The 20,961-nt window shown below is 68.7% G+C and carries 18 protein-coding genes; 15 read left to right on the forward strand and 3 right to left on the reverse strand.

What is annotated here, in order from left to right:
* Positions 1–98 precede the first annotated feature (98 nt).
* Positions 99–515, reverse strand: coding sequence for a DUF3597 family protein (locus GGR48_RS07330; protein WP_183951268.1), 417 nt, complete (start codon positions 513–515; stop codon positions 99–101).
* 144 nt (positions 516–659) lie between these two features.
* On the opposite strand from GGR48_RS07330, the gene GGR48_RS07335 reads away from it, so the two are divergent.
* From GGR48_RS07335 to GGR48_RS07380, 10 genes are all read left to right on the forward strand, one after another.
* Positions 660–1,238: a DUF4142 domain-containing protein gene (locus GGR48_RS07335; RefSeq protein WP_183951269.1), complete on the forward strand. Its 579-nt coding sequence runs from the start codon at positions 660–662 to the stop codon at positions 1,236–1,238.
* Positions 1,239–1,332: 94 nt separating this feature from the next.
* Positions 1,333–1,932, forward strand: a complete 600-nt coding sequence (locus tag GGR48_RS07340; RefSeq protein ID WP_240456101.1) for a pseudouridine synthase family protein — start codon at positions 1,333–1,335, stop codon at positions 1,930–1,932.
* Positions 1,933–2,098: 166 nt separating this feature from the next.
* Entirely contained in the window at positions 2,099–2,410 is a 312-nt protein-coding gene (locus tag GGR48_RS07345) for a hypothetical protein (protein WP_183951270.1), read from the forward strand.
* An 88-nt stretch (positions 2,411–2,498) separates the two neighbouring features.
* Positions 2,499–3,215: a hypothetical protein gene (locus tag GGR48_RS07350; RefSeq protein ID WP_183951271.1), complete on the forward strand. Its 717-nt coding sequence runs from the start codon at positions 2,499–2,501 to the stop codon at positions 3,213–3,215.
* Positions 3,216–3,313: 98 nt separating this feature from the next.
* A complete protein-coding gene (locus tag GGR48_RS07355; RefSeq protein WP_183951272.1) occupies positions 3,314–3,565 on the forward strand; it encodes a CsbD family protein in 252 nt (83 codons plus the stop codon).
* A 239-nt stretch (positions 3,566–3,804) separates the two neighbouring features.
* Positions 3,805–5,229, forward strand: a complete 1,425-nt coding sequence (locus GGR48_RS07360; protein ID WP_240456100.1) for a TolC family protein — start codon at positions 3,805–3,807, stop codon at positions 5,227–5,229.
* The gene (locus GGR48_RS07365; protein ID WP_183951273.1) at positions 5,226–6,266 is read left to right on the forward strand and encodes an HlyD family secretion protein; all 1,041 of its coding nucleotides are present in this window, start codon (positions 5,226–5,228) and stop codon (positions 6,264–6,266) included. Before GGR48_RS07360 ends, GGR48_RS07365 begins: the two co-directional genes overlap by 4 nt.
* A complete protein-coding gene (locus GGR48_RS07370) occupies positions 6,263–7,390 on the forward strand; it encodes an ABC transporter permease (RefSeq protein ID WP_183951274.1) in 1,128 nt (375 codons plus the stop codon). Before GGR48_RS07365 ends, GGR48_RS07370 begins: the two co-directional genes overlap by 4 nt.
* A complete protein-coding gene (locus GGR48_RS07375; protein ID WP_183951275.1) occupies positions 7,387–8,493 on the forward strand; it encodes an ABC transporter permease in 1,107 nt (368 codons plus the stop codon). Before GGR48_RS07370 ends, GGR48_RS07375 begins: the two co-directional genes overlap by 4 nt.
* Before the next feature lie 43 nt (positions 8,494–8,536).
* Positions 8,537–9,799: an MFS transporter gene (locus tag GGR48_RS07380; RefSeq protein WP_240456099.1), complete on the forward strand. Its 1,263-nt coding sequence runs from the start codon at positions 8,537–8,539 to the stop codon at positions 9,797–9,799.
* Here the strand turns inward: GGR48_RS07380 and GGR48_RS07385 are convergent.
* The gene (locus GGR48_RS07385) at positions 9,721–10,767 is read right to left on the reverse strand and encodes a LacI family DNA-binding transcriptional regulator (protein ID WP_183951276.1); all 1,047 of its coding nucleotides are present in this window, start codon (positions 10,765–10,767) and stop codon (positions 9,721–9,723) included. The two genes, GGR48_RS07380 and GGR48_RS07385, sit on opposite strands and share 79 nt — an antisense overlap.
* Positions 10,768–11,057: 290 nt before the next feature.
* Between GGR48_RS07385 and GGR48_RS07390 the strand changes: the two genes are divergently transcribed.
* From GGR48_RS07390 to GGR48_RS07410, 5 genes are all read left to right on the forward strand, one after another.
* Positions 11,058–13,307, forward strand: coding sequence for a beta-glucosidase family protein (locus GGR48_RS07390; RefSeq protein ID WP_183951277.1), 2,250 nt, complete (start codon positions 11,058–11,060; stop codon positions 13,305–13,307).
* Between the two features lie 143 nt (positions 13,308–13,450).
* Positions 13,451–16,702, forward strand: a complete 3,252-nt coding sequence (locus GGR48_RS07395; RefSeq protein WP_183951278.1) for a TonB-dependent receptor — start codon at positions 13,451–13,453, stop codon at positions 16,700–16,702.
* A gap of 58 nt (positions 16,703–16,760) precedes the next feature.
* A complete protein-coding gene (locus tag GGR48_RS07400) occupies positions 16,761–17,462 on the forward strand; it encodes a SapC family protein (protein ID WP_183951279.1) in 702 nt (233 codons plus the stop codon).
* On the forward strand, positions 17,455–18,480 hold the full coding sequence (locus tag GGR48_RS07405; RefSeq protein ID WP_183951280.1) for a cupin-like domain-containing protein: 1,026 nt from the start codon (positions 17,455–17,457) through the stop codon (positions 18,478–18,480). The genes GGR48_RS07400 and GGR48_RS07405 overlap by 8 nt, the downstream gene beginning before the upstream one ends.
* Positions 18,477–19,967 (forward strand): tryptophan halogenase family protein, encoded by a 1,491-nt coding sequence (locus tag GGR48_RS07410; protein WP_183951281.1) that lies wholly within the window; start codon positions 18,477–18,479, stop codon positions 19,965–19,967. The genes GGR48_RS07405 and GGR48_RS07410 overlap by 4 nt, the downstream gene beginning before the upstream one ends.
* On the opposite strand, the gene GGR48_RS07415 is transcribed toward GGR48_RS07410, so the two are convergent.
* Entirely contained in the window at positions 19,949–20,953 is a 1,005-nt protein-coding gene (locus tag GGR48_RS07415) for an alpha/beta fold hydrolase (RefSeq protein ID WP_240456098.1), read from the reverse strand. The genes GGR48_RS07410 and GGR48_RS07415 overlap by 19 nt on opposite strands.
* Positions 20,954–20,961: the final 8 nt, after the last annotated feature.

The raw sequence follows: 20,961 nt of genomic DNA on the forward strand, positions 1-20,961 counted from the left end.
CTGAATGCAAGACGGACCGGCTGGAACGATGCCTTGGCCGATGGCCGGACACGGTGTCACGGGCCGAGGGGCTCGTGACACACGTCATCCGTCTGCGATCAGTTGCGCAGGCTGTCGGGCACGATGCCGCCATTCTCGGCGAGCTTGGCCATCACCGCCTTGTGCAGCGCGATATTCTGCTCGGCGCTGCCATCCTCGCCGGCATGGACGCCCAGTTCGTTCGCCAGTTCCTTGCGCGCGGCCAGGCTGGAATCGAGGTCGAGCAGCTTGAGCAGGTCGACGATCGAGCTTTGGTAATTGCCGCCGCCATTTTTCATCGACGCCATTTCCGACAGGACCGCGCCGACATCGACACTCTGGGGTGCCGCCTGCGGTGCCGGGGCCGGCGTGGGGGCGGGCGCTGCGACGGGCGCGGGCGTCGGTTGTGCAGGCGCCGGGGCGGGGGCGGCCGGTGCCTCGGCCTTCTTGCCGCCATGGTTGAAGATCTTGCCCAGGATATTGCCGAAGATGCTCATGATGTCCCTTTCCTTCGCTATCGTGGCGTCGCGGACGCTCGGCGTTCCAACGATGCGGGGCGGGGTCGGGTCCATCAATGGAACGTCATGGTGGCTGGCGCGCTTATGTAAGACGTTCGCATGCAATTTCCGGGAGTTGCCGATATGAAGATCCGCGCCACCATCCTCGCCACCACCGCGCTTCTCGCGCTCGCCGGTTGCGGCCGTGGCAACGAGGCCGCGCAGACCAACATGGCCAACGACACCGCCATGACGACGCAGCCGGATGCGACGTCCGCCACCCCGACGGCGGCGGTCAGCGCCTCGCAGACCTTCGCCAATGCGGTCGCCGCCAGCGACGCCTTCGAGATCGAGACGTCGAAGCTGGCGCTGACCAACGGCGCATCGGCCTCGGTCAAATCCTATGCGCAGAAGATGATCGACGCGCACACCGCCTCGACCGCCAAGCTGAAGACGACAGTCGCCGGCCTGATGCCCGCCATCACCCCCGATGCGACGCTGAATGCCGAGCAGCAGCAGAAGCTCGATCGGCTGAAGACGTTGAACGGCACCGCCTTCGACCAGGCCTATATCGCCGAGCAGACCGCCGGGCATCAGCAGACGCTCGACACGCTGAAGGCCTATGCCGCGTCGGGCGACATGCCGGCGCTGAAGGACTTCGCCACCGGCCTGATTCCGACGGTCACCGCGCATCTGAACATGGCCAAGTCGCTCAAGGCCTGATCGACCGACCCGCCCGGGTGCCGGTCGCCTGGGCGGGGCCGTTCATGGTCAATGCGCTTTCCGCCGGCTAGGATCGCCGGCGGAGACCCATGATATGAACACATCCCGTCAGCGCCTGTCCTTTGCCTGTCTTGCCATCGCCGCCGGAATGACCGTGTCCGCGCCGGCGGCGGCGCGCGACGATCCGCCGCGCGGGATCGGCGGCGGCTGGACGGTGGCGCCCAGCAAGGACGGGCAGGGTTGCTTCCTGACCAAGGTCTATGACCGCCCGGGTGAGACGACGCTGCTCCTCGGGCTGGACCGGGACGGCACCAACCATCTGACGGTGCTCAACGTCAACTGGTCGATCGAACCGAAGCAATCGCTCAAGCTCGATTTCACTTTGTCCAAGGGCGGCTATGCCAGGCATTTCGCGGTCGGGCTGGCGGCGGACGGCAAGCGCGGCTTCGTGACCAGCTTCGAGCCGAAATTCCCCGCCTATTTCGCCAATTCGCGTCAGTTGGCGATCGCGCGCGGCGATACGCCGGTCGAGCGCCTGCCGCTCGATGGCAGCGGTGCGGCGGTCACCGCGCTGCGCCAGTGCGTCGCCCGATCGGCCGCGACGCCGCGCGTGTCGGGCGACGAAAAAGCCGGTTCGGACGACATTCCGCGCGATCCGTTCGCCAGCGGTTCGGGCCGCAAGTCGCGCAAGTAATCCCGGCGGGCCAAAGTGTCATGCGACGAACTGCGCCAAATTCACGGCCTGTTACGCGGCCGTATCGACTGGTCGAAGATGCGGCACGGTCGAACAGAATGCGGATTGTACGTTTCGTGCGGCTCGGCTTGCTTGTTTCAGTTGGTCAACGACTGAAAGTCCAGTAATGTCTGCTTACGCGTCCAAATCCCTGCTTGCTCTGGCAACTTTGGCAGGTGCCGTCAGCCTTGGCGGTTGCGCCACCAAGTCCTTCGTCCGCGAACAGATCGCGCCGGTCAGCCAGCGCGTCGACACGCTCGAGGCCCGGTTGCAGGAAACCGATGGCACGGCCAAGTCCGCGCTGGCCGAGGCGCAGGCCGCCTCGCAACAGGCGCAGAATAACGGTCAGCGGCTCGACCAGCTCAATGGCCGGGTCGATGGCATGGACCAGCGCCTGACCGTTCAGGAACAGCGTCCCGCCAAGCGCGCGCGCCACTGATCGCGCAAGGCGTACCGAATATATCCCCTTTCAGCCTCTCGGCCGTCCCCTCGCGGGGCGGCCGATCTTTTGTGAGCATGCCCCAACGATGACTCCGATCGTGCGGATCATGGCGGGATTGGCGTTGATCCTGCCGACGACGGCGATGGCGGCTGCACCGCCGCCCAAGGCCAAGTCCGCCAAGACCAAGACGAGGCCCAAGACCGCCGCCACACCGGTCGCGCCGCCGCCCGTCCTGCTGCCGTCCGAGGCGGCGTCGCGCGTCATGACCTGGGTCGGCGGCGCGGGCGACAATCACGGCCTGCCCTGGGCGGTCATCGACAAGACCCAGGCGACGATGTTCCTGTTCGACGGCAAGGGCAAACAGGTCGCCGCCGCCCCCGTCCTGATCGGCATCGCGCCCGGCGACGAAGCGAGTCCCGGCGTCGGCAGCAAGAAGCTGGCCGATCTGGGACCGGCCGAAAAGACGACGCCGGCGGGCCGCTATCTTGCCAAATTCGGGCTGCCGGTGGCGGGCGAGCGGGTGCTGTGGGTCGATTATGCGACCTCGGTGGCGATCCATCCGATCCCGACCGATGCCGGCGCGCGCGAGAAGCGGCGCGAGCGGATGTTGTCGCCCGACCCGGCGGACAACCGCATCACCTTTGGCTGCATCAACGTGCCCAAGGCGGTCTATGCCCGCCAGATCCAGCCGCTGTTCCGGCGCAAGGGCGGCTATGTCTATATCCTGCCCGATACCAAGCCGGTCGAGGCGGTGTTCCCGCGCCTGCGCGTCCAGGCGGTCGCGGCGGGGCTGGCCGGATAAGCGATGGGGTGATCGGGTCGATGCACCCCAAAGGCGCGTCGCGCGTTGGGCTGGCGGGGATAGGACGCTGTCCCATCCATTTGCCAAGGAGACGATCGATGAACACCGATACGCTTACCGGTTCGGCCACCAACATCGGCGGCCAGGTCAAGGAAGGTCTGGGGTCGGCGATGGGCGACAAGTCGCTGCAGGCCGAGGGCAAGTCCGATCAGCTGGCCGGCACCGCGCAGAAGACCTTCGGCGACGCCAAGGACGCGGTGCGCAATTTCGTGCAGGAGCGTCCCTTCGCGGCCGCCGCACTGGGCGGCGTGCTGGGTCTTGCCCTGATCAACACGCTGCGCGGCAAGTAACGTCATCGCGACGGCGGGCGGGGTCATGCCCTGTCCGCCGGAGCACCCATTTCGACCGATCGCTCCTCTCCGCATCCCGACCCTTTGACGCCCGACCCTTTGACGTAAGCGTCAACCGCGCTATGCCCGTCATGGGCGGGGGCCAGACGGGGAGTGTCGATGTGAAGACGGTCGGTTCGCCGCGTGGTCCCACGCGATGCCTGTTTGCCCTTGCCCTGATGGGGTGGCCGGCGGGCACGATGGCGCAGGATCGACCGATCGCGCTGAGCTATGACGCGGCCGCGCACCGGTTGCAGACGGTATCGCCGGCACTTTCCGCCGCCGATCATGCCGAAACCGCAGCGCGCGAGACGGCGGCGGCTGTCGCGACGCTCCGCCGCCCGATCATCACCGCCTCGGCGCAATATCTCGAATATCAGAAGACGCTGTCGGTCGATCTTACCGGGTCGAAACAGTCGGCGAGCGATGCGACCCAGGATTTCCTGTCGGGCATTCCCGGCGCGGTGCCCCCCGCCTTTCAACAGATCGCCGGCGACATTGTCGGCCGCATCTCGCAGGCGCTGCCCGGCCTGTTCGCGATCATTCCCGACAGCCTGTCCTATCGCTACCGCGACGATGTGTTCCGCCCGACGGTGCAGGGTGTCCTGCCGCTCTATTCGGGCGGTGCGATCCCGGCCATCCAGCGCGGGGCCAGGGCGGGGGCGGACATGGCGGCGGCGCGCGCGGCGCAGGCGCGCGACCTGACCCGGCTGAACCTGATTCGCGTCTATTTCGGACAGATCATGGCGGCCCAGCTTGCGGCCTCCGCGCTGGAATCGCGCGAGGCGCTCGACCGGCTGCTGTCCGATGCGCGCAAGCTGGAGGCGGCGGGCGTCATCCCCCATGCCCGCACGCTGGAAGCGCAGGTGGCGCGTGACACCGCCGACCGCACATGGCAGCGCGCGGCGATCGCCGCCGACAGCGCGCGGGGCGATTTGTCGCGGCTGCTGGAGGTGGAGGCGGTCGCGCCGCTGACCCCGCTGTTCGTCGCCAGCCGTCCGCTGGCCCCCGCCGCCAGCTTCCTGGGCGGCGAGGCGAGCCTGCCCCAGACGCGCCAGGCGGAGGCGACGCGCGGCGTGGCCGATGCCGGGGTCGACCTCGCCCGGTCGCGCTACCGACCACAGGCCTTCGCGTTCGGCGAATATAATCTCAATCGCGGCAACAGCCTGCCGACCGAGCCGGACTGGGTGGCGGGCGTGGGCGTGCGCTATACGCTGCTGTCCAATGTTGATCGCCGCCACGCGCTGAACGCCGCGCAGGAAAATGCCGCCGCCGCCGCCGATGCCGCGCGCGAGTCGCGCAAGGCGGCGACGGGGGCGACGCTGAAGGCGTGGGATCTCGTCGAAAGCGCCCGGCGCGCGTTCCTGTCGCTCGACAGTTCGATGGCGGCGGCGCGCGAGAATCTGCGTGTTCAGCAGGTGTCGTTCCGCGAGGGCGAGGGGACGTTGACCGCCGTGCTGGGGGCCGAGGCCGTGTTGGCGGCCGCGCGCACGCAAAAGGCGGCGACCGCCTATGAATATGATCTGGCGCTGGCCGGGTTGCTGGCCGCGTCGGGGCGGCTTGACGATTTTTCCGATCACCTGGCGCGGGCCGACATCCGCCTGACCGAGGAGCCGCGCCGATGAGCGAGATCGAAACCCCCGCCGACACGCCATCGCCGCCGCCCGAGCCTTCGCCCACGCCGTCACGCCGGGCGCGGGTGTTGCTGTGGGGCGGGCTGGTGCTGGTCGCGGTCCTGATCGGCATCGGCCTGTGGCTCGCCAGCCGCCCCGCGCCCGAGCCGTTGCAGGGCGAGGTCGAGGCGGAGGAGATCAACATCGCCACCAAGACGCTGGCGCGTGTCGACCATCTGCACGTCGATGAGGGCGATCGCATCCGCCGGGGACAGGTGCTCGCCACGCTGTCCGCGCCCGAAGTCGCCAATGGCCGCCAACAGGCGCAGGCCGCGCTCGACAGTGCGCGCGCGCTCCAGTCGATCGCGGTCGAGGGCGCGCGCGGCGAGGATGTCGCCTCGGTCCGTGCGACATGGCTGGCGGCGCAGGCGACCGCCGACCTTGCCGCCACCTCCAGCCGGCGCGCCGACCGGCTGTTCGCCGAAGGGGTCATCGCCGCGCAACGCCGCGACGAGGCGCATGCCGCACGCGACAGCAGCGCGCGGGCGGCTCAGGCGGCCAAGGCGCAATATGACAAGGTCGTCGCCGGCGTCCGCCCCCAGAATCGCGCCATCGCCGATGCGCAGGTGCGCGCGGCCACCGCCGCCACCGCGACCGCCGATGCGCTGCTGCGCGAGACGAAACTGGTGTCGCCGATCGATGGCGAGGTGTCGCGCCGGCTGTTGCGCGACGGCGAGATCGTCAGCCCGATCCTGCCCGCCTTTCAGGTGATCGACATCGATCATCCCTGGGTGACGCTGAACGTGCGCGAGGATGATTATCGCGGCATGGCGATGGGCCGCGAGCTGATCGGCCATGTGCCCGCGCTCGACCGCGACGTGCGGTTCCGCGTCGCACATGTGGCGGCGCAAGGCAGCTTCGCGACATGGCGCGCCACCCGGCAGTCGCGCGGCTATGACGTGCGCGCCTTTGCGGTGAAGCTGAAACCGGTGACGCCGGTCGCCGGACTGCGGCCGGGGATGAGCGTGCTGTTCGACTGGCCGCAATGAGCGCGGTCGGGGCCGGTTTTCGGGCCGAGATCGCGCGGATCGGGCGGACGCGGGTCGACCTGATCCTGTTGACGCTGATGCCGCTGATCCTGTTGGGGTCGATGGCGGCGATGCTGTTCGCGGGGTCGCCCTATGGCCTGAAGACGGTGATCGTCGACCATGACGGCGGCGCGCTGGGGCGGGCGATCGCGCGCGACATCGCGGCCTCGCACGGCCTTCGCATCGTCGCGCGCAGCGCCGACCTCGACAGCGCGATGGCGATGATCCGCAGCGAGCGGGCGGTGGCGGCGGTGGTCATCCCGCACGGCGTCGGGAGCCGTGTGGCGGACGGCGCGCCGGTCGAAATCTTCCATCAGGCGGTGTTCCTGTCGACCGGCGCACTGGCCGCGACCAATTTGCGGGCGGTGATCACCGCGACGCTGCTGCGCGCGAGGGCGCGGGACGCGGGGCTGGGCCAGGTGGCGGGCGCGCGCCTGCCGCTGCCGGGTATCGCGGTCACGATCCTGGGCAATCCGACGACCAGTTTCGAATGGTATCTGGGCCTGTTGCTGGGGCCGGGCATCCTGCACCTGATGATCGCGGTCACCTGTGTCTCGAGCATCGGCGCGCTGATGGAGGATCATGGCTTCGCCGCCTTTGTCCGGCGCACCCCGGCCCCGGTCGCGACGCTGGTCGGGCGGCTGTTGCCGCATATCGCGGCGGGGACGTTGTGGGGCATCATATGGATGCTGTGGCTGACGCTGGCGCGCGGCTATCGGCCCGAGGGCAGCCTGATGCTGATCATCGTCGGGCTGGTCCTGTTGTTCGCCGCCACCGCCGCGCTCGCGCTGCTGCTGGTCGCGGCGACGCGCGAGGTGTCGACGTCGCTGTCGGGCGCGGTGATCCTGGCGGGGTCGGCGCTGGCCTATTCGGGGGCGTCGCTGCCGCTGACCGGCGCGGGACTGTTCGCGCGGGTGTGGAGCCAGATCCTGCCGCTGACCCATTTCATGACGCTGCAGATGGATCAGGTGATGGGTGTCGCCGCCATGCCCTTCCTGCGCAATGCCGCCGTCCTGCTGCTCTATCCGCTGGTCGCCGGCGGGGCGGGTGTGTTGCTGATCCGGCGGGCGGAGGCGCGGGCATGAGCGTGCGCGCGGCGTTCGAGCAGACGCTGCTGACCATCTTGACGACGCGCGATCTGGTCGCGGTCGCGGTGCTGTCGGTCCTGCTCTATGCCTTCTACTATCCCGCGCCCTATGCGCACCAGACGGCGACCCGTCTGCCGGTGGTGGTGGTCGATGGCGATCACAGCCCCCTGTCGCGGCGGCTGGTCGCGCATCTGGGCCAGACGCGGGCGGTGGCGGTGGTGGGCGAGGTGGCGGACATGCCCGCCGCGCGCGCGGTGATGCGCGAACGCGGCGCGGAGGCGATCCTGATGCTGTCGCCCGATTTCACCCGCAACGCGCTGTCCGGGCGGGGGACGAGCGGCGTCGCGCTCTGGCTCAACGGCACCTATCTGCTGCGCGCCGAAAGCGTCGGCGCGGGGCTGGCCGAGGTGGTCGTCGACACGATCGAGGAATGGCGCGCGGCGCGGGGCGGCGTGGCCGCGCGGCAGGCGGCGATGCCCGTGCTGGTCCACCCGCTGTTCAATACCACCGGCGGCTATCGCGACTATATCTTCCCGGCGGTCGCCAATATCATCCTGCAACAGACCCTGTTGTTCGCCAGCGCCCGGCTGATCGCGGAGCGGCGACGGCGCAATCCCGCCCCCGTCCGCCTGCCCGCCGCGCTCGGCATGTGGATGGCATGCACGGTGATCGGCATGCTGGCGGCATTCTTCTATTTCGGGTTCATCTATTGGGTGCAGGACATGCCGCGCGGCGGCAACATGCCGATGCTGCTGGTCGCGGTGCCCGCCTTTGCCGGGGCGGTCGCGGCGCTGGGGCTGGCGGTGGGCACGTTCTTTCGGAATGGCGACGACGCGTTGAAGATCCTCCTGCCGACCTCGGTCCCGCTCGTCTTTCTGGCGGGGTTCGCCTGGCCGCTCGACGCGATGCCGCGCTGGCTGGCGACGCTGGCCTGGGCCTCGCCCGCGACCGGCGGCATGCATCTGTTCATCCGGCTGAACCAGATGGGTGCACGGGCGAGCGAGGTGGTCGGGCCGCTCGGCATATTGCTCCTCCTGACCCTGGTCTATCTGGGCGTCTTCGTGTTCCGGATTGGTCGTGTTGCCCGGATGCGGGCCTGACGCCGGTGTTGGCGGCGTGACAAAAGCTGATAGGCAGGGGGCCATGTCCCCGTGCGATCCGCCCGCCGCATCTCAAGTCGCGCCCCAGGGCGATGCGGCGCGGACGGCGACCTTGCTGTTCCGGCTGTCGATCGGGGTATTCTTCATCGGCGGCTTCGTCGCGTCGTCGATCAGCCTGCTGGTGCCGCGCGTCCGCCTCGCCTGGGGGCTGGGCTATGGTGCCGCGAGTGCGGTGCAGTTCGCCTCCTTTTCCAGCTATCTGCTGTTCGCCTTTCCCGCCGCCGCACTGGTCGCGCAGGCCGGCTATATGCGCGCCAATGCGACGGGCCTCGCGATCATGGCGCTGGGCAGCGGGCTGCTGATCCTCGGGCTGGGGACGCAGGTCTATGCGGCCGTCCTGCTCGCGCTGCTCGCGCTGTCGACGGGGGCGACCTTCCTCCAGATCGCCAGCAACAATGCGGTGACGATGGCGGGCGATCCCCGGCTGGCGGCGACGCGACTGAACCTGCTTCAGGGATTCAACTCGCTGGGCACCGTCATCGGCCCGGTGCTGGGGGCGAGCACGCTAATCCCGGCGACGGGGCGGGCCGGCGGCTGGCTGCCCGCCTTGCCCTTCGGACTGGCGGCGCTGGTGCTGGCGGGGCTGGCATTGGGTTTTGCGCGTTACCGCGACCTGCTGGCCGGGCTGGCACCCAAGGCGCATGCGCGCGGGCGATGGATGGCGGCGCTGCGCAACCGGCGGTTGCAGGGCGGGGCGCTGGCGATCTTCGCCTATGTGGGGGCGGAGGTCACGATCGGCGCGCTGCTGACCGACTTTCTGATGACCCGTCATGGCGGGGGCTGGTCACCCGTCGCCGCCGCGCGGCTGGTCGCGCTGTACTGGGGCGGGGCGATGGTCGGGCGGTTCGCGGGCGCGTGGCTGTTGCGGCGGATGGCGCCGGCGCTGCTGCTCGCCGCGGCGGCGACGCTGGCACCCTGCCTCGTGCTGGCGGCCTTGCTGGGGCAGGGCATGGCGGCGACGGTCGCGCTGCTGGCGGTCGGGATCGCCAATTCGATCATGTACCCGACCATCTATGTCCTCGCGCTGCCCGCCCGGCCGGAGGAGGCGCCGGCCGGCGGCATGGTGCTGTGCGTCGCGGTGGTGGGCGGCGCGGTCGTGCCGCTGCTGACCGGGCTGCTCGCCGACCGAATCGGATTGCTGCCCGCGTTGCTTTTGCCCGCCGCCTGTTACCTGCCGGTCTGGGGTTTCGGCTGGACCTCGCGCGCGTCCTCGACGCGCGAGCTGGCCCTGACGACCAGTTCATAGGGAAGCTCCAGCGCGGGCATGACGCCGTCATCGGGTGGCCGGTCGACCAGCAGGTCGATCGCGGCGGCGGCCATTTCGACATTGGGCTGGCGGATCGTGGTCAATTGCGGCCAGGCCATGCGCGCCAGTTGCGCATCGTCGAACCCCGCGATGGCGAGCGATTGCGGTACCGCGATCTGCGCGGCACTGGCGGCGGTCAGCACGCCCAGCGCCATTTCGTCATTGCTGGCGAAGATCGCGCTGGGCGGGTTGGCCCCGCGCAACAGCGTCTCGGCGGCGAGCAGGCCGGAGCGGAAGGTGAAGTCGCCCTGCGCCACATGCGCCATGTCGGGCACGATGCCGAAATCGGTCATCGCCTCGTAAAAGCCCATCCAGCGCCGCTCGGACGCGGTGTGCTGCGGATTGCCGCGCACGAAGCCGATCCGGCGATGCCCCTGCGCCAGCAGATGCTCGGTCATCGTGCGCGCCGCCGCGCGGTCGTCCATCCAGACGCGCGGGGTGCGCGCGGTGTGGGTGCCCGGCGCGATCCGCACGACCGGCACGTCATGCCGTTCGAAGATCGCGATCAGGTCGTCGCGGTCGCCAATTGGCGGCGTCAGGATCGCCCCGCCCAGCCGCAGGCCGCGCAGGCTTTCCTCCAGCCGCTCGCGCCAGTCCGCCCGGTCGAACGCCACCGTCTCGATCACCAGATGCCGGCCCAGCGCCCGCGCCCGGCCCAGCGCGCCTAGCAGCACGTCATTGGCATAGCTGCACGCCGGATCGTCGAAGAACAGCCCGATCAGGAAGGAGCGCGTGCTCGACAGCCCGCGCGCAAAGGCGTTGGGCTGATAGTTCATCTCGGCGACGACGCGCGCCACCGCCTCGCGCACTTCGGGGCGGACATGCGCCTCGCCATTGATGACGCGCGACACGGTCTTGGGCGAGACGCCCGCCTGACGCGCCACGTCCTTGATGGTCAGCGGCTTCATCGCGGCGCACCGGAGGGGAGGGGAATCGGAGAAGGCCGCATATTCTGTCCATTTTAGCCAGGGCCGACCCGCCCGCAACGCGTGAGGCGGCACGACCCTGTCCCGGCCTTGGGCAGACATCGCCCACGCCATCATCACCGATTTGGCGTTGACATCGATGTCATACACGCCGAACATCGATGGCGAAACGGGGTTTCACCGGGAGAGGATCATGTGCGGGCAGGGGGCTTGGCCTCCGTTCGCCATGGGCCCTTGCGCTCCTGTTCGACCCCGACTGCCAGGAGCCGTTCATGACCTATCGCCTCGCTTTTGCCGCCGCCCTTCTCGTCGGCGCCGCCCCCGTCGCCCTGTCGGCGCAGCAGGCGGCCCCGGTCGATGGCGTGTGGCGCAACACGGCTGCGCCCGCCGCCGAGCGCGCGCGTGCGCTGGTCAAGGCGATGACGCGCGCCGAAAAGCTCGCCTATGTCCATGGCCTGTTCCCGCCGATGACCAAGGAACGCCATGCCGACATGATTCCGTCGGCGGGCTATGTGCCGGGCGTCCCCCGGCTGGGCGTGCCGACGCTGCGGGAGAGCGACGCCAGCCTCGGCGTGGCCAACCAGGTCGAACAGCGCAAAGGTGATACCGCCACCGCCTTGCCCTCCAGCCTGGCCACGGCGGCCAGTTTCGATCCCGCCATCGCCTATGCCGGCGGCGCGATGATCGGCGCGGAGGCGCGGGCCAAGACCTTCAACGTGCTGCTCGCGGGCGGGGTCAACCTGACCCGCGACGCCTGGAACGGCCGCAACTTCGAATATCTGGGCGAGGACCCGCTGCTGGCCGGCATCATGGCGGGCGAGTCGATCCGGGGTGTCGAATCGAACCACATCGTCTCGACGGTCAAGCATTACGTCCTCAACGCGCAGGAGACGGGGCGCAACATCCTAGACGCACGGATCGACGAAAAGGCCTTGCGCGAGAGTGACTTGCTGGCGTTCAAGATCGCGATCGACCTCGGTCGGCCGGGATCGGTCATGTGCGCCTATAACAAGATCAACGGCGACTATGCCTGCGAGAACCGCTTCCTGCTGACCGACATATTGCGCGGCGAATGGCGCTATCCGGGTTTCGTCATGAGCGACTGGGGCGGGGTCCATTCGACCGAGAAGGCCGCGCTCGCCGGGCTTGATCAGGAATCGGGGCAGGAACTCGACAAGCAGATCTATTTCGGCCAGCCGCTCGCCGACGCGATCGCGGCCGGTCGCGTACCCGAGGCGCGGCTCGACGAGATGGTGGAGCGCATCCTGACCGGCGTCATCGCCAGCGGGCTGTACGACGATCCCACGCCCGCGACCGCGCAGGCCATCGACTATGCCGCGCATGCCGACGTCGCCCAGCGCACCGCCGAGGCCGGGATCGTCCTTCTGAAGAACGACCGCGACGTCCTGCCGCTGGCGGCGAGCGCGAAGCGGATCGTCGTGATCGGCGGCCATGCCGATGTCGGCGTGCTGTCGGGCGGCGGGTCGAGCCAGGTGCGCTCGGTCGGTGGCGTGCCGATCGAGATTCCGCTGACCAAGGGCGCGGCGGCGTCCTTCGCGCGGATCACCTATCACAATTCCTCACCCCTTCGTGCGATCCGGGCGGCGGCACCGAGCGCGCAGGTGAGCTTCGTCGACGGGCGCGATCCGGCGGCGGCGGCCGCTGCCGCCAAGGCCGCCGATGTCGCCATCGTCTTCGCCACCCAGTGGCAGACCGAGGCGCAGGATGCCCCCTCGCTGTCGCTGCCCGACAATCAGGATGCGGTGATCGCGGCGGTGGCCACGGCCAATCCGCGCAGCGTGGTCGTGCTGGAGACGGGCGGCCCGGTGCTGATGCCCTGGGTGAATGATGTCGCCGGCATCGTCCAGGCCTGGTATCCCGGCCAGCGCGGTGGCGAGGCGATCGCGCGCGTGCTGTTCGGACAGGTCGACGCCTCGGGCCGCCTGCCGATCAGCTTCCCGCGCACCATCGCGCAACTGCCGCGTCCGCGCCCGGTCCTGCCCGCCGGCGTCACCGCGTTGACCGATGCGTCGAGCAATGCGGGCGTCGTCGACACCGGCGACCTCGCCCCCTTCCCGGTCGATTATCAGGAAGGCAGCGATGTCGGCTATCGCTGGTATGCCGCGCGGGGCGACCGGCCGCTATTCCCGTTCGGCCATGGCCTCAGCTACACCCGATTCCGCTTCGGCAGCCCACGCTTCACCGGTGGCGCCGCCCCGGCGGTCGCGGTGGCGGTCACCAACAGCGGCAAGCGCGCGGGCGTCGTCGTGCCGCAGCTATACGTCACCGGCCAGGGGCAGGGGCCGCTGCGGCTGGCCGGGTTCCAGCGGGTGACGCTGGCGCCGGGCGAGACGCGGCAAATCTCGATCGCCGCCGACCCGCGCATCCTGGCACGCTGGACCAAGGGCAAAGGCTGGGCGACCGCAGCCGGGTCCTATCGCCTGACGCTGGCCATCGATGCCGAACATCCCGTGGCGTCGGGCGATTTGACTGTGGCGGCGGAAGCACAGTCGACCAACTGATCGATCCGACCGGCATAGGTGAAGGGCAATTTCGTTGACACCGATGTCGGTCGGTATAGCAAGGCTTTGATACAAAGACTTGGCCGATGAACGGCCGGGCAGAACACAGCGGCGCCATGACGTCGTGAACAGGGAGAGGTGGGATGAAGGGGAAGACGCTTGCGCGCGCACTCGTGCGCTCGACATCGATACTGGGGCTGAGCGCCGGGCTGTTGCTGGCCGGCCACGCCCAGGCACAGGTCGCCGCCGGCGATCCGCAGCAGGGCACGCCGCAGGCCGATACCGGCAACCCGCCGCCTCCCGCCGGCGAGGCCAGCCCCACCAACGCCCAGCCCGAAACCAATAGCGGCGATATCGTCGTCACCGGCGTGCGCGCCTCGCTGGAACGCTCGATCGCGATCAAGCGCGACTCGAACGGCGTCGTCGACGCGATCAGCGCCGAGGACATCGGCAAGTTCGCCAACACCAACCTGGCCGAGTCGCTGCAGCGTATCACCGGCGTGTCGATCGACCGGCGCAACGGCGAAGGCTCGACCGTGACGGTGCGCGGCTTCGGCGCGCAATACAACCTCGTCACGCTCAACGGGCGTCAGCTGGCCACCTCGAACATCGTCGCGGTCGGCGGCGACCAGGGCGGCGACGGCGCGGGCGGCTTCGGCCGGTCGTTCGACTTCTCCAACCTCGCCTCCGAAGGCGTGAAGACGCTGGAGGTCTACAAGACCGGCCGCGCCGCCATCCCCTCGGGCGGGATCGGCGCGACGATCAACGTGGTCAGCCGCCGTCCGCTCGATGCGGCCGATACCGGCTTCATCGGCTCGCTGGGCGTCAAGGGCAGCTATGACAACAGCTCGGCCGACTGCATCGACTGCGGCGCACGCGTCACGCCCGAGGCGTCGGGCACGGTCGGCTGGTCCGACAGCGAGCAGCGCTTCGGCGTGTCGCTGTTCGGCAGCTATCAGAAGCGCAATTTCAGCTTCGCCAGCGTCGCGCCGGATAACTGGAACATCCGCTCGCTGAACGACTTCCTGAACCCGTCCAACGGCTTCGTGAACGCGGCGACCAAGATCAACAACCGCCCGACCGGCAATCCGCTGGTCTCGGTCCCCAACGACTTCCGCTATCACTTCTCGGAGGCCAGCCGCGAGCGCGTCAACGGCCAGGCGATCATCCAATTCCGCCCGACCGACACGCTGACCTTCACCGCCGATGGCCTCTACGCGCAGCTCCGCCAGTCGGAGCGCCGGTCGAGCCAGTCCAACTGGTTCAACCGTCCGTTCGGCGAAGTGACGTTCGACGACGCCAGCAACGGCATCGCCACCACGCAATTCCTGGCCGAGACGATCAACGGCGTGAAGGACGCCGCGTTCGAGCAGGCGTACCGCGCGCAGAAGAACAAGCTGTACGATTTCGGCGGCAATATCGAATGGAAGCCGACCGACCGCTTCAGCCTGTCGATCGACGGCCATATCGGCGAGGCGCAGAGCGCGCCGGACAATCCCAACGGTCAGACCTCGACCACCGTCGCGATCAACGCGCCGGTCGTGGCGTCGCACAGCCTGTTCTGGACCCCTGACGGCTTCCCGCAGCAGACGCTGACCATCAATGACGGCACGCGCAGCACGACGCCGACCGGCCAGAGCTTCATCAAGGGCAATGGCAACGGCATCCTCGATGTCGGCGATCTGTCGAGCGCGGTGCAGCGCCAGTTCGCGTCGAACCAGACGCAGCGGATCAAGGAAATCCGCGCCGATGCCGGGTGGGAGCTGAACGACCAGTTCCGCTTCGACGCCGGTGGCGACTATCGCACCACCACCACGCGCCAGACCCAGTACAATACCCGCCAGGTGCTGGGCGACTGGGGCAACTCGCTGCCGCCCGACGTCGCGCAGCTGGCCCCGGGCCAGGTCTTCCAGTTCTGCAACACCTGCAAGTTCGAGCATAACAACCCGAACGCCGACGCGAACACCCAGATCGCGTTCCGCACGCAGGACGCGACCAAGCTCTACAACACGCTGTTCAACCATTATATCGGCGTGACCAACGACGGCGTCGACCATCGCAACAATATCGACGCCAACAGCGACAATTCGGTACGCGAGAATATCTGGGCCGGCTATCTCCAGGGCACCTGGAACGGCACCGTCTTCGGCCGCACCGCGCAGATCGTCGCCGGCCTGCGGTACGAGAATACCAAGGTCAGCGCGGTCTCGCTCCAGCCGGTGCCGCTGGCCATCGTCTGGACCGCCGACAACGACTTCGTCGTCCAGAACAGCACCGATCGCCAGGCGATCACGGCGCGCGGATCGTACAGCAACTGGCTGCCCGCGATCGACGCCAAGCTGGAGGTGATGGACAATCTGTTCGCCCGCGCCTCGTACAGCAAGACGATCTCACGTGCGCCTTACGGCAATCTGTTCGCCTCGACCGGTGTCGGCGCGCCGGGGCGGCCGACCGCGATCGGCGGCATCGCCACGGGCTCGGCCAACAATACCGGGCTGTTGCCGCTGTCGGCCGACAATATCGACGTCACGCTGGAATGGTATCCGCGCAAGGACGTGTTCCTGTCGGCGGGCTTCTTCGACAAGCGGGTGCATAATTTCATCGGCAACACGGTCGTCAACCGCAACCTGTTCGGCCTGCGCGACGCGACCTCGGGTGCGGCGGGCACGCGCTCGGGCGTGGCCAAGGAGCAGCTGACCGGCACCTTTGGCGCCGACATTACGGACGTGAACCTGTTCACCTATACCGCGCTGCTCCAGCAGAATGGCGGCAATGTCGCGGCGACCAATGCGCAGTTCGGGGCGAACTACAACACGCAGAGCCGCGCGCTGAACCAGGGGTTCGTCGACCAGGTGCTTGGCGCGCTCGACGTCAGCCCGAACGCCAGCGATCCGCTGTTCAACTTCGCGGTCAACACGCCGATCAACAACCGCGACGCGCATATCTATGGCGTCGAGCTGGCGGGCCAGTATTTCCTGGGCGAGACCGGCTTCGGCCTCGCCGCCAGCTACACGCTGGTGCGCGGCAATATCGGCATCGACATCGCCGCCGATCCGACGGTCAACACCTTCGCGTTGGTCGGCCTGTCGGATACCGCCAATGCCACGCTGATCTACGACAAGCACGGCATCTCGATGCGCCTGTCGTACAACTGGCGTGACAAGTTCCTGAGCGACATCAATCGTGGCGGCGACCGCAACCCGGTCTTCACCGCGCCTTATGGCCAGCTCGACCTCTCGATGAGCTTCGACCTGACGCCGCGCTTCGCGCTCGGCTTCGAGGCGATCAACCTGACGGAGGAGGGCGTCCAGACCTATGGTCGCGACCGCATGAACACCTGGTATCTGGCGGAAGGCTCCGCCCGTTATCTGGTAGGTGCGCGCTACCGCTTCTGATGCCGGAACTCGGAAGGCCGCTGCCCCCCCGGCGGTCTTCCGGGTATAGAGGGCGATCATGACCTTCGTGCTGCTCAACAATGTCGACCACCGCGACCTTCGCGTCGCGGTCGGTCATCACGCGCGTTACGGCGACGCGATCAACCAGACGCGCGTCTTCCCGCCCGAGTTCGAGGAATTGCAGCGCGACTATGCGATCCTGCTGCGCCGGGACGAGAGCGACAGGCTCTATGCCACGGTGCTGCTGGGCCTCGACCCCGACGAGAATCTGTTCCTCGACGAGGAGCGCTGGGACGCGCGCTATATCCCCGCGACGCGGGCGCGCGGGCCGTTTTCGATCGGGCATGACGCGGACGGCGCGCCGATGGTGTTCGTCGATCCCGATCATCCGCGCCTGACCCCGGACGGCATGGCCGTCTTTCGCGACCATGGCGGCAACGCACCGCTGCTCGACCATGTCTCGGCGATGCTTCAGCGTATCTATGTCGGGGTGCAGACCGAGGCCGAGCTGTTCGACGCGCTGGAGGGGGCGGGGTTGCTGACGCCTGCGCTGCTGCAACTCGATCTGGACGAGGGGCGGCGCTACAATATCCCCGATTGCCTGACCGTCGACACCGACCGGCTGGCGGCGCTCGACCCTGAGACGCTGGCGATGTTGCACGCGCAGGACCATCTGCGCCCCGCCATCTGGATCGCCTCGTCGCTGGGCAATCTGCGCCATCTGATCGATCGCAAGATCCGGAAGGACGCGCATGGCTGACCGCCTGCCCGTGACGGCGCGAGTCCGCGAAATCGCGGCGGACGGCGCGCCCGACCTGGCGGCGCTGGTCGCGGACGGCGTGCCGGTCATCCTGCGCGGCCATGCCGCCGACTGGCCGCTGGTGCGCGAGGGCAAGCGCTCCGATGCGGCGGCGGCGGACTATCTGCGCCGCTTCGATCAGGGACGGCCGGTCACCGGCTATATCGGCGACCCTGCGATCCGGGGGCGTTTCCATTATGACGCCGGCGCCACCGCGCTGAATTTCCAGGCGCGGCCCTTCGCCTTGCCCGAATTTCTCGATCGGCTGCTCGGCGACCGGTCGGGTACGGCCTATTATATGGGGTCGACCGACCTCGACACCTATCTGCCCGGCTTTCGGACCGAGAATGAACTCACGCCGGCGGGGGGATTGTTCGCGCAGCATCCGCCGCTCGCCAGCATCTGGATCGGCAATCGCACCATCGCCTCGGCGCATTACGACATGGCGAACAATGCCGCGATCTGCGCGGTCGGGCATCGCCGCTTCACGCTGTTCCCGCCCGACCAGATCGGCAATCTCTATCCGGGGCCGCTGGCGCCGACCCCGGGCGGGCAGGTGGTGAGCATGGTCGATTTCGCCGCCCCCGATCTCGACCGCTTTCCCCGCTTTGCCGAGGCGGTCGCCCATGCGCAGGTGGCCGAACTCGGCCCCGGCGATCTCCTCGTCTATCCGGCGCTCTGGTGGCATCATGTCGAGGCGCTGGACGATTTCAACGTCCTGGTGAATTACTGGTGGAACGCCGCGCCCGACTTCCTCGACAGCCCGATGGACACGGTGATGCACGCGATCCTCTCGCTGCGCGACCGGCCGGCGGCGGAGAAACAGGCCTGGCGCGCGATCCTCGACCATTACATCTTCGGCCCCGACGAGGCGGTGACAGGCCATCTGCCGCCGGCGGTGCACGGGCCGCTCGCCCCGCTGGACGATCAGGGTGCGCGGCGGTTGCGCGCCTATCTGCTGCACAGGTTGAATCGATGAGCGACAGGCCCCCGCCCACCCGTGTCGTCATCGCAGGGGGCGGCACCGCCGGCTGGCTGGCGGCGACCGCGCTGGTGCGGCAACTGGGGCCGCTGGTCGACGTCATGCTGGTCGAATCGGATGAGATCGGCACGGTCGGCGTCGGCGAGTCGACCATCCCCACCGCACGCAGCTTCCACGCCTTTCTGGGGGTGGACGAGGCGGCGTTCATGTCCGCGACCCAGGCGACGTTCAAGCTGGGCATCGCGTTCGAGAATTGGCAGGACGTGGGCGCGCGCTATTTCCACCCCTTCGGCACGGTGGGCCGGTCGATCCCGATCGCCGATTTCCAGCATTTCTGGCTGGAGGCGCGCGCCCAGGGCTTCGGGCGCGACTATACCGACTATTCGCGCGAGGCGCGCGCGGCGGCGGCGGGGCGGTTCGCGCGCGATGCGAACGAGACGCTGGCCTATGCCTATCATCTCGATGCCACCGCCTATGCGCGCTTCCTGCGCGCCATCGCCGAGCCGGCGGGGGTGCGTCGGGTCGAGGGGCGGATCACGCGTGTCGAGCGCGACGGTGAGGGCGGGGACATCGCCGCGCTGCATCTCGAACGCGGTGAGCGGATCGCGGGTGACCTGTTCATCGACTGCACCGGCTTTCGCGCGCTGCTGATCGAAGGAGCGCTGGAGACTGGGTTCGAGGATTGGAGCCAATGGCTGGCCTGCGACCGCGCGCTGGCGGTGCAGACCGAGGCGGTGCGCGAACCCGTGCCCTATACCCGCGCCATCGCGCACCGTGCCGGCTGGCGCTGGCAGATCCCGCTTCAGACGCGGGTCGGCAACGGCCTGGTCTATGCCGGCGATCATATGAGCGATGACGAAGCCACGGCGACCCTGCTCGGCGCGGTCGAGGGACGGCCGCTGTTCGATCCGCGTCCCTTGCGATTTCGCGCGGGCATGCGGCGGCGGGCCTGGAATCGCAATTGCGTCGCGCTGGGGCTGGCGGCGGGGTTCATCGAGCCGCTCGAATCGACCAGCATCCATCTGGTGATGATCGCGGTGATGCGGTTGATCCAGTCCTTCCCGTTCCGTGGCGGCGATACGGGTGCGCTGGCGGCGAGGTTCAACGCCCAGTCGGCGCATGAATGGGCGCATATCCGCGACTTCATCATCCTGCACTACGCCCAGACCGAGCGCGACGATTCCCCCTTCTGGAAGCGGTGCGCCGATATGCCGCTACCCGACAGCCTGAAGGAACGCATCGCGCTGTTCGTCGAAAGCGCGGGCGCGTGGCAGGGGCAGGACGATCTGTTCCGCATCGATTCCTGGGTGTCGGTGATGCTGGGCCAGGGGCTGATGCCGCGCGCGCATCATCAGATCGTCCGGATGCTCAGCCCCCAGGCGTTGCGGGAGTCGCTGACGGGGCTGGATCGCCAGATCGAGGAGGCGATCGCGCCGATCCCGCCCCATGCGGCGTTCCTGCGCAGCTACTGCCCCGCCGCCTGACGGCGGCTGCCGACGATCCCGGCGACCGCGACCGCCAGTCCGATCGCGGCGACGCCCAGCGCCAGCGACACCGGCTTTGCCGGCACGGCTTCCGCCGGGAACAGGCTGGCGTCACCCGTGAACAGGCGGCGCAGTGCCTGCGCCACCGCGTCGGGGCGCTCGCGCTGCGGGAAGTGACCGACGCCGGTCAGCGTGATCCGGGCGAACGGCCCGGTGAATTTGGCCGCCACATCGTCCGCCGTCGAGGGCGGGTTCACCCCGTCGCGGTCACCATGAATATAGAGGGTTGGGAGCGACAGGCTTTTCTTCGCCTTGACCCGTTCGGCCAGCCAGCGCCCGGCGGGATCGGGCTTGGCCTCGTCCCAGCGCGCGCGATAGCTGTGGATCGTCACCGCCGCCCAGTCGGGATTCTCGAACGACTTCGCGACCCGGTCGAAGGTCGCCTGATCGAACCAGCCCGGCGGCGACCAGTTGGTCCAATGGATATGGGCAAAACCCTTGCGATCGTCGCGCACCGCCTGCGCGCCGCGCGCGGTCGCCATGAACCAGTGATACCATTGGCGCTGCGCCTGCGCGAAGGACGGTGTGGGCATGCCGCCCAGCCGGGGCGGGGTGCTGAGCATCGCCATCCGCTCGACCCGCGTCGGCCAGCCGACCGCCAGCGCCTCGGCGATATTGCTGCCCCAGTCATGCCCGGCGACCTGGAAGCGGGTGATGCCCAGCCCGTCCATCAGCGCGATCGCATCCAGCGCCAAGATCGCGCTGTCGCCGGTGCGGGGGATGTCGGCGCGGCGGAATCGCGTTTCGCCGACGCCGCGCAAGGTCGGCACGATCACGCGAAGGCCCGCACCCGCCAGCACGCTGACCACCGCATCCCAGGTCGAGGCATCGTCGGGCCAGCCATGCAGCAACAGCGCCGCCGGGCCGTTGCGGGGACCGGTATCGGTATAGGCCATCTCCAACCCGTTCAGCGTCATCCTCGCCATTCTGCCTC

Origin of the sequence: Sphingomonas pseudosanguinis (assembly GCF_014196255.1) — a bacterium.
GTDB classification, from domain to species: domain Bacteria; phylum Pseudomonadota; class Alphaproteobacteria; order Sphingomonadales; family Sphingomonadaceae; genus Sphingomonas; species Sphingomonas pseudosanguinis.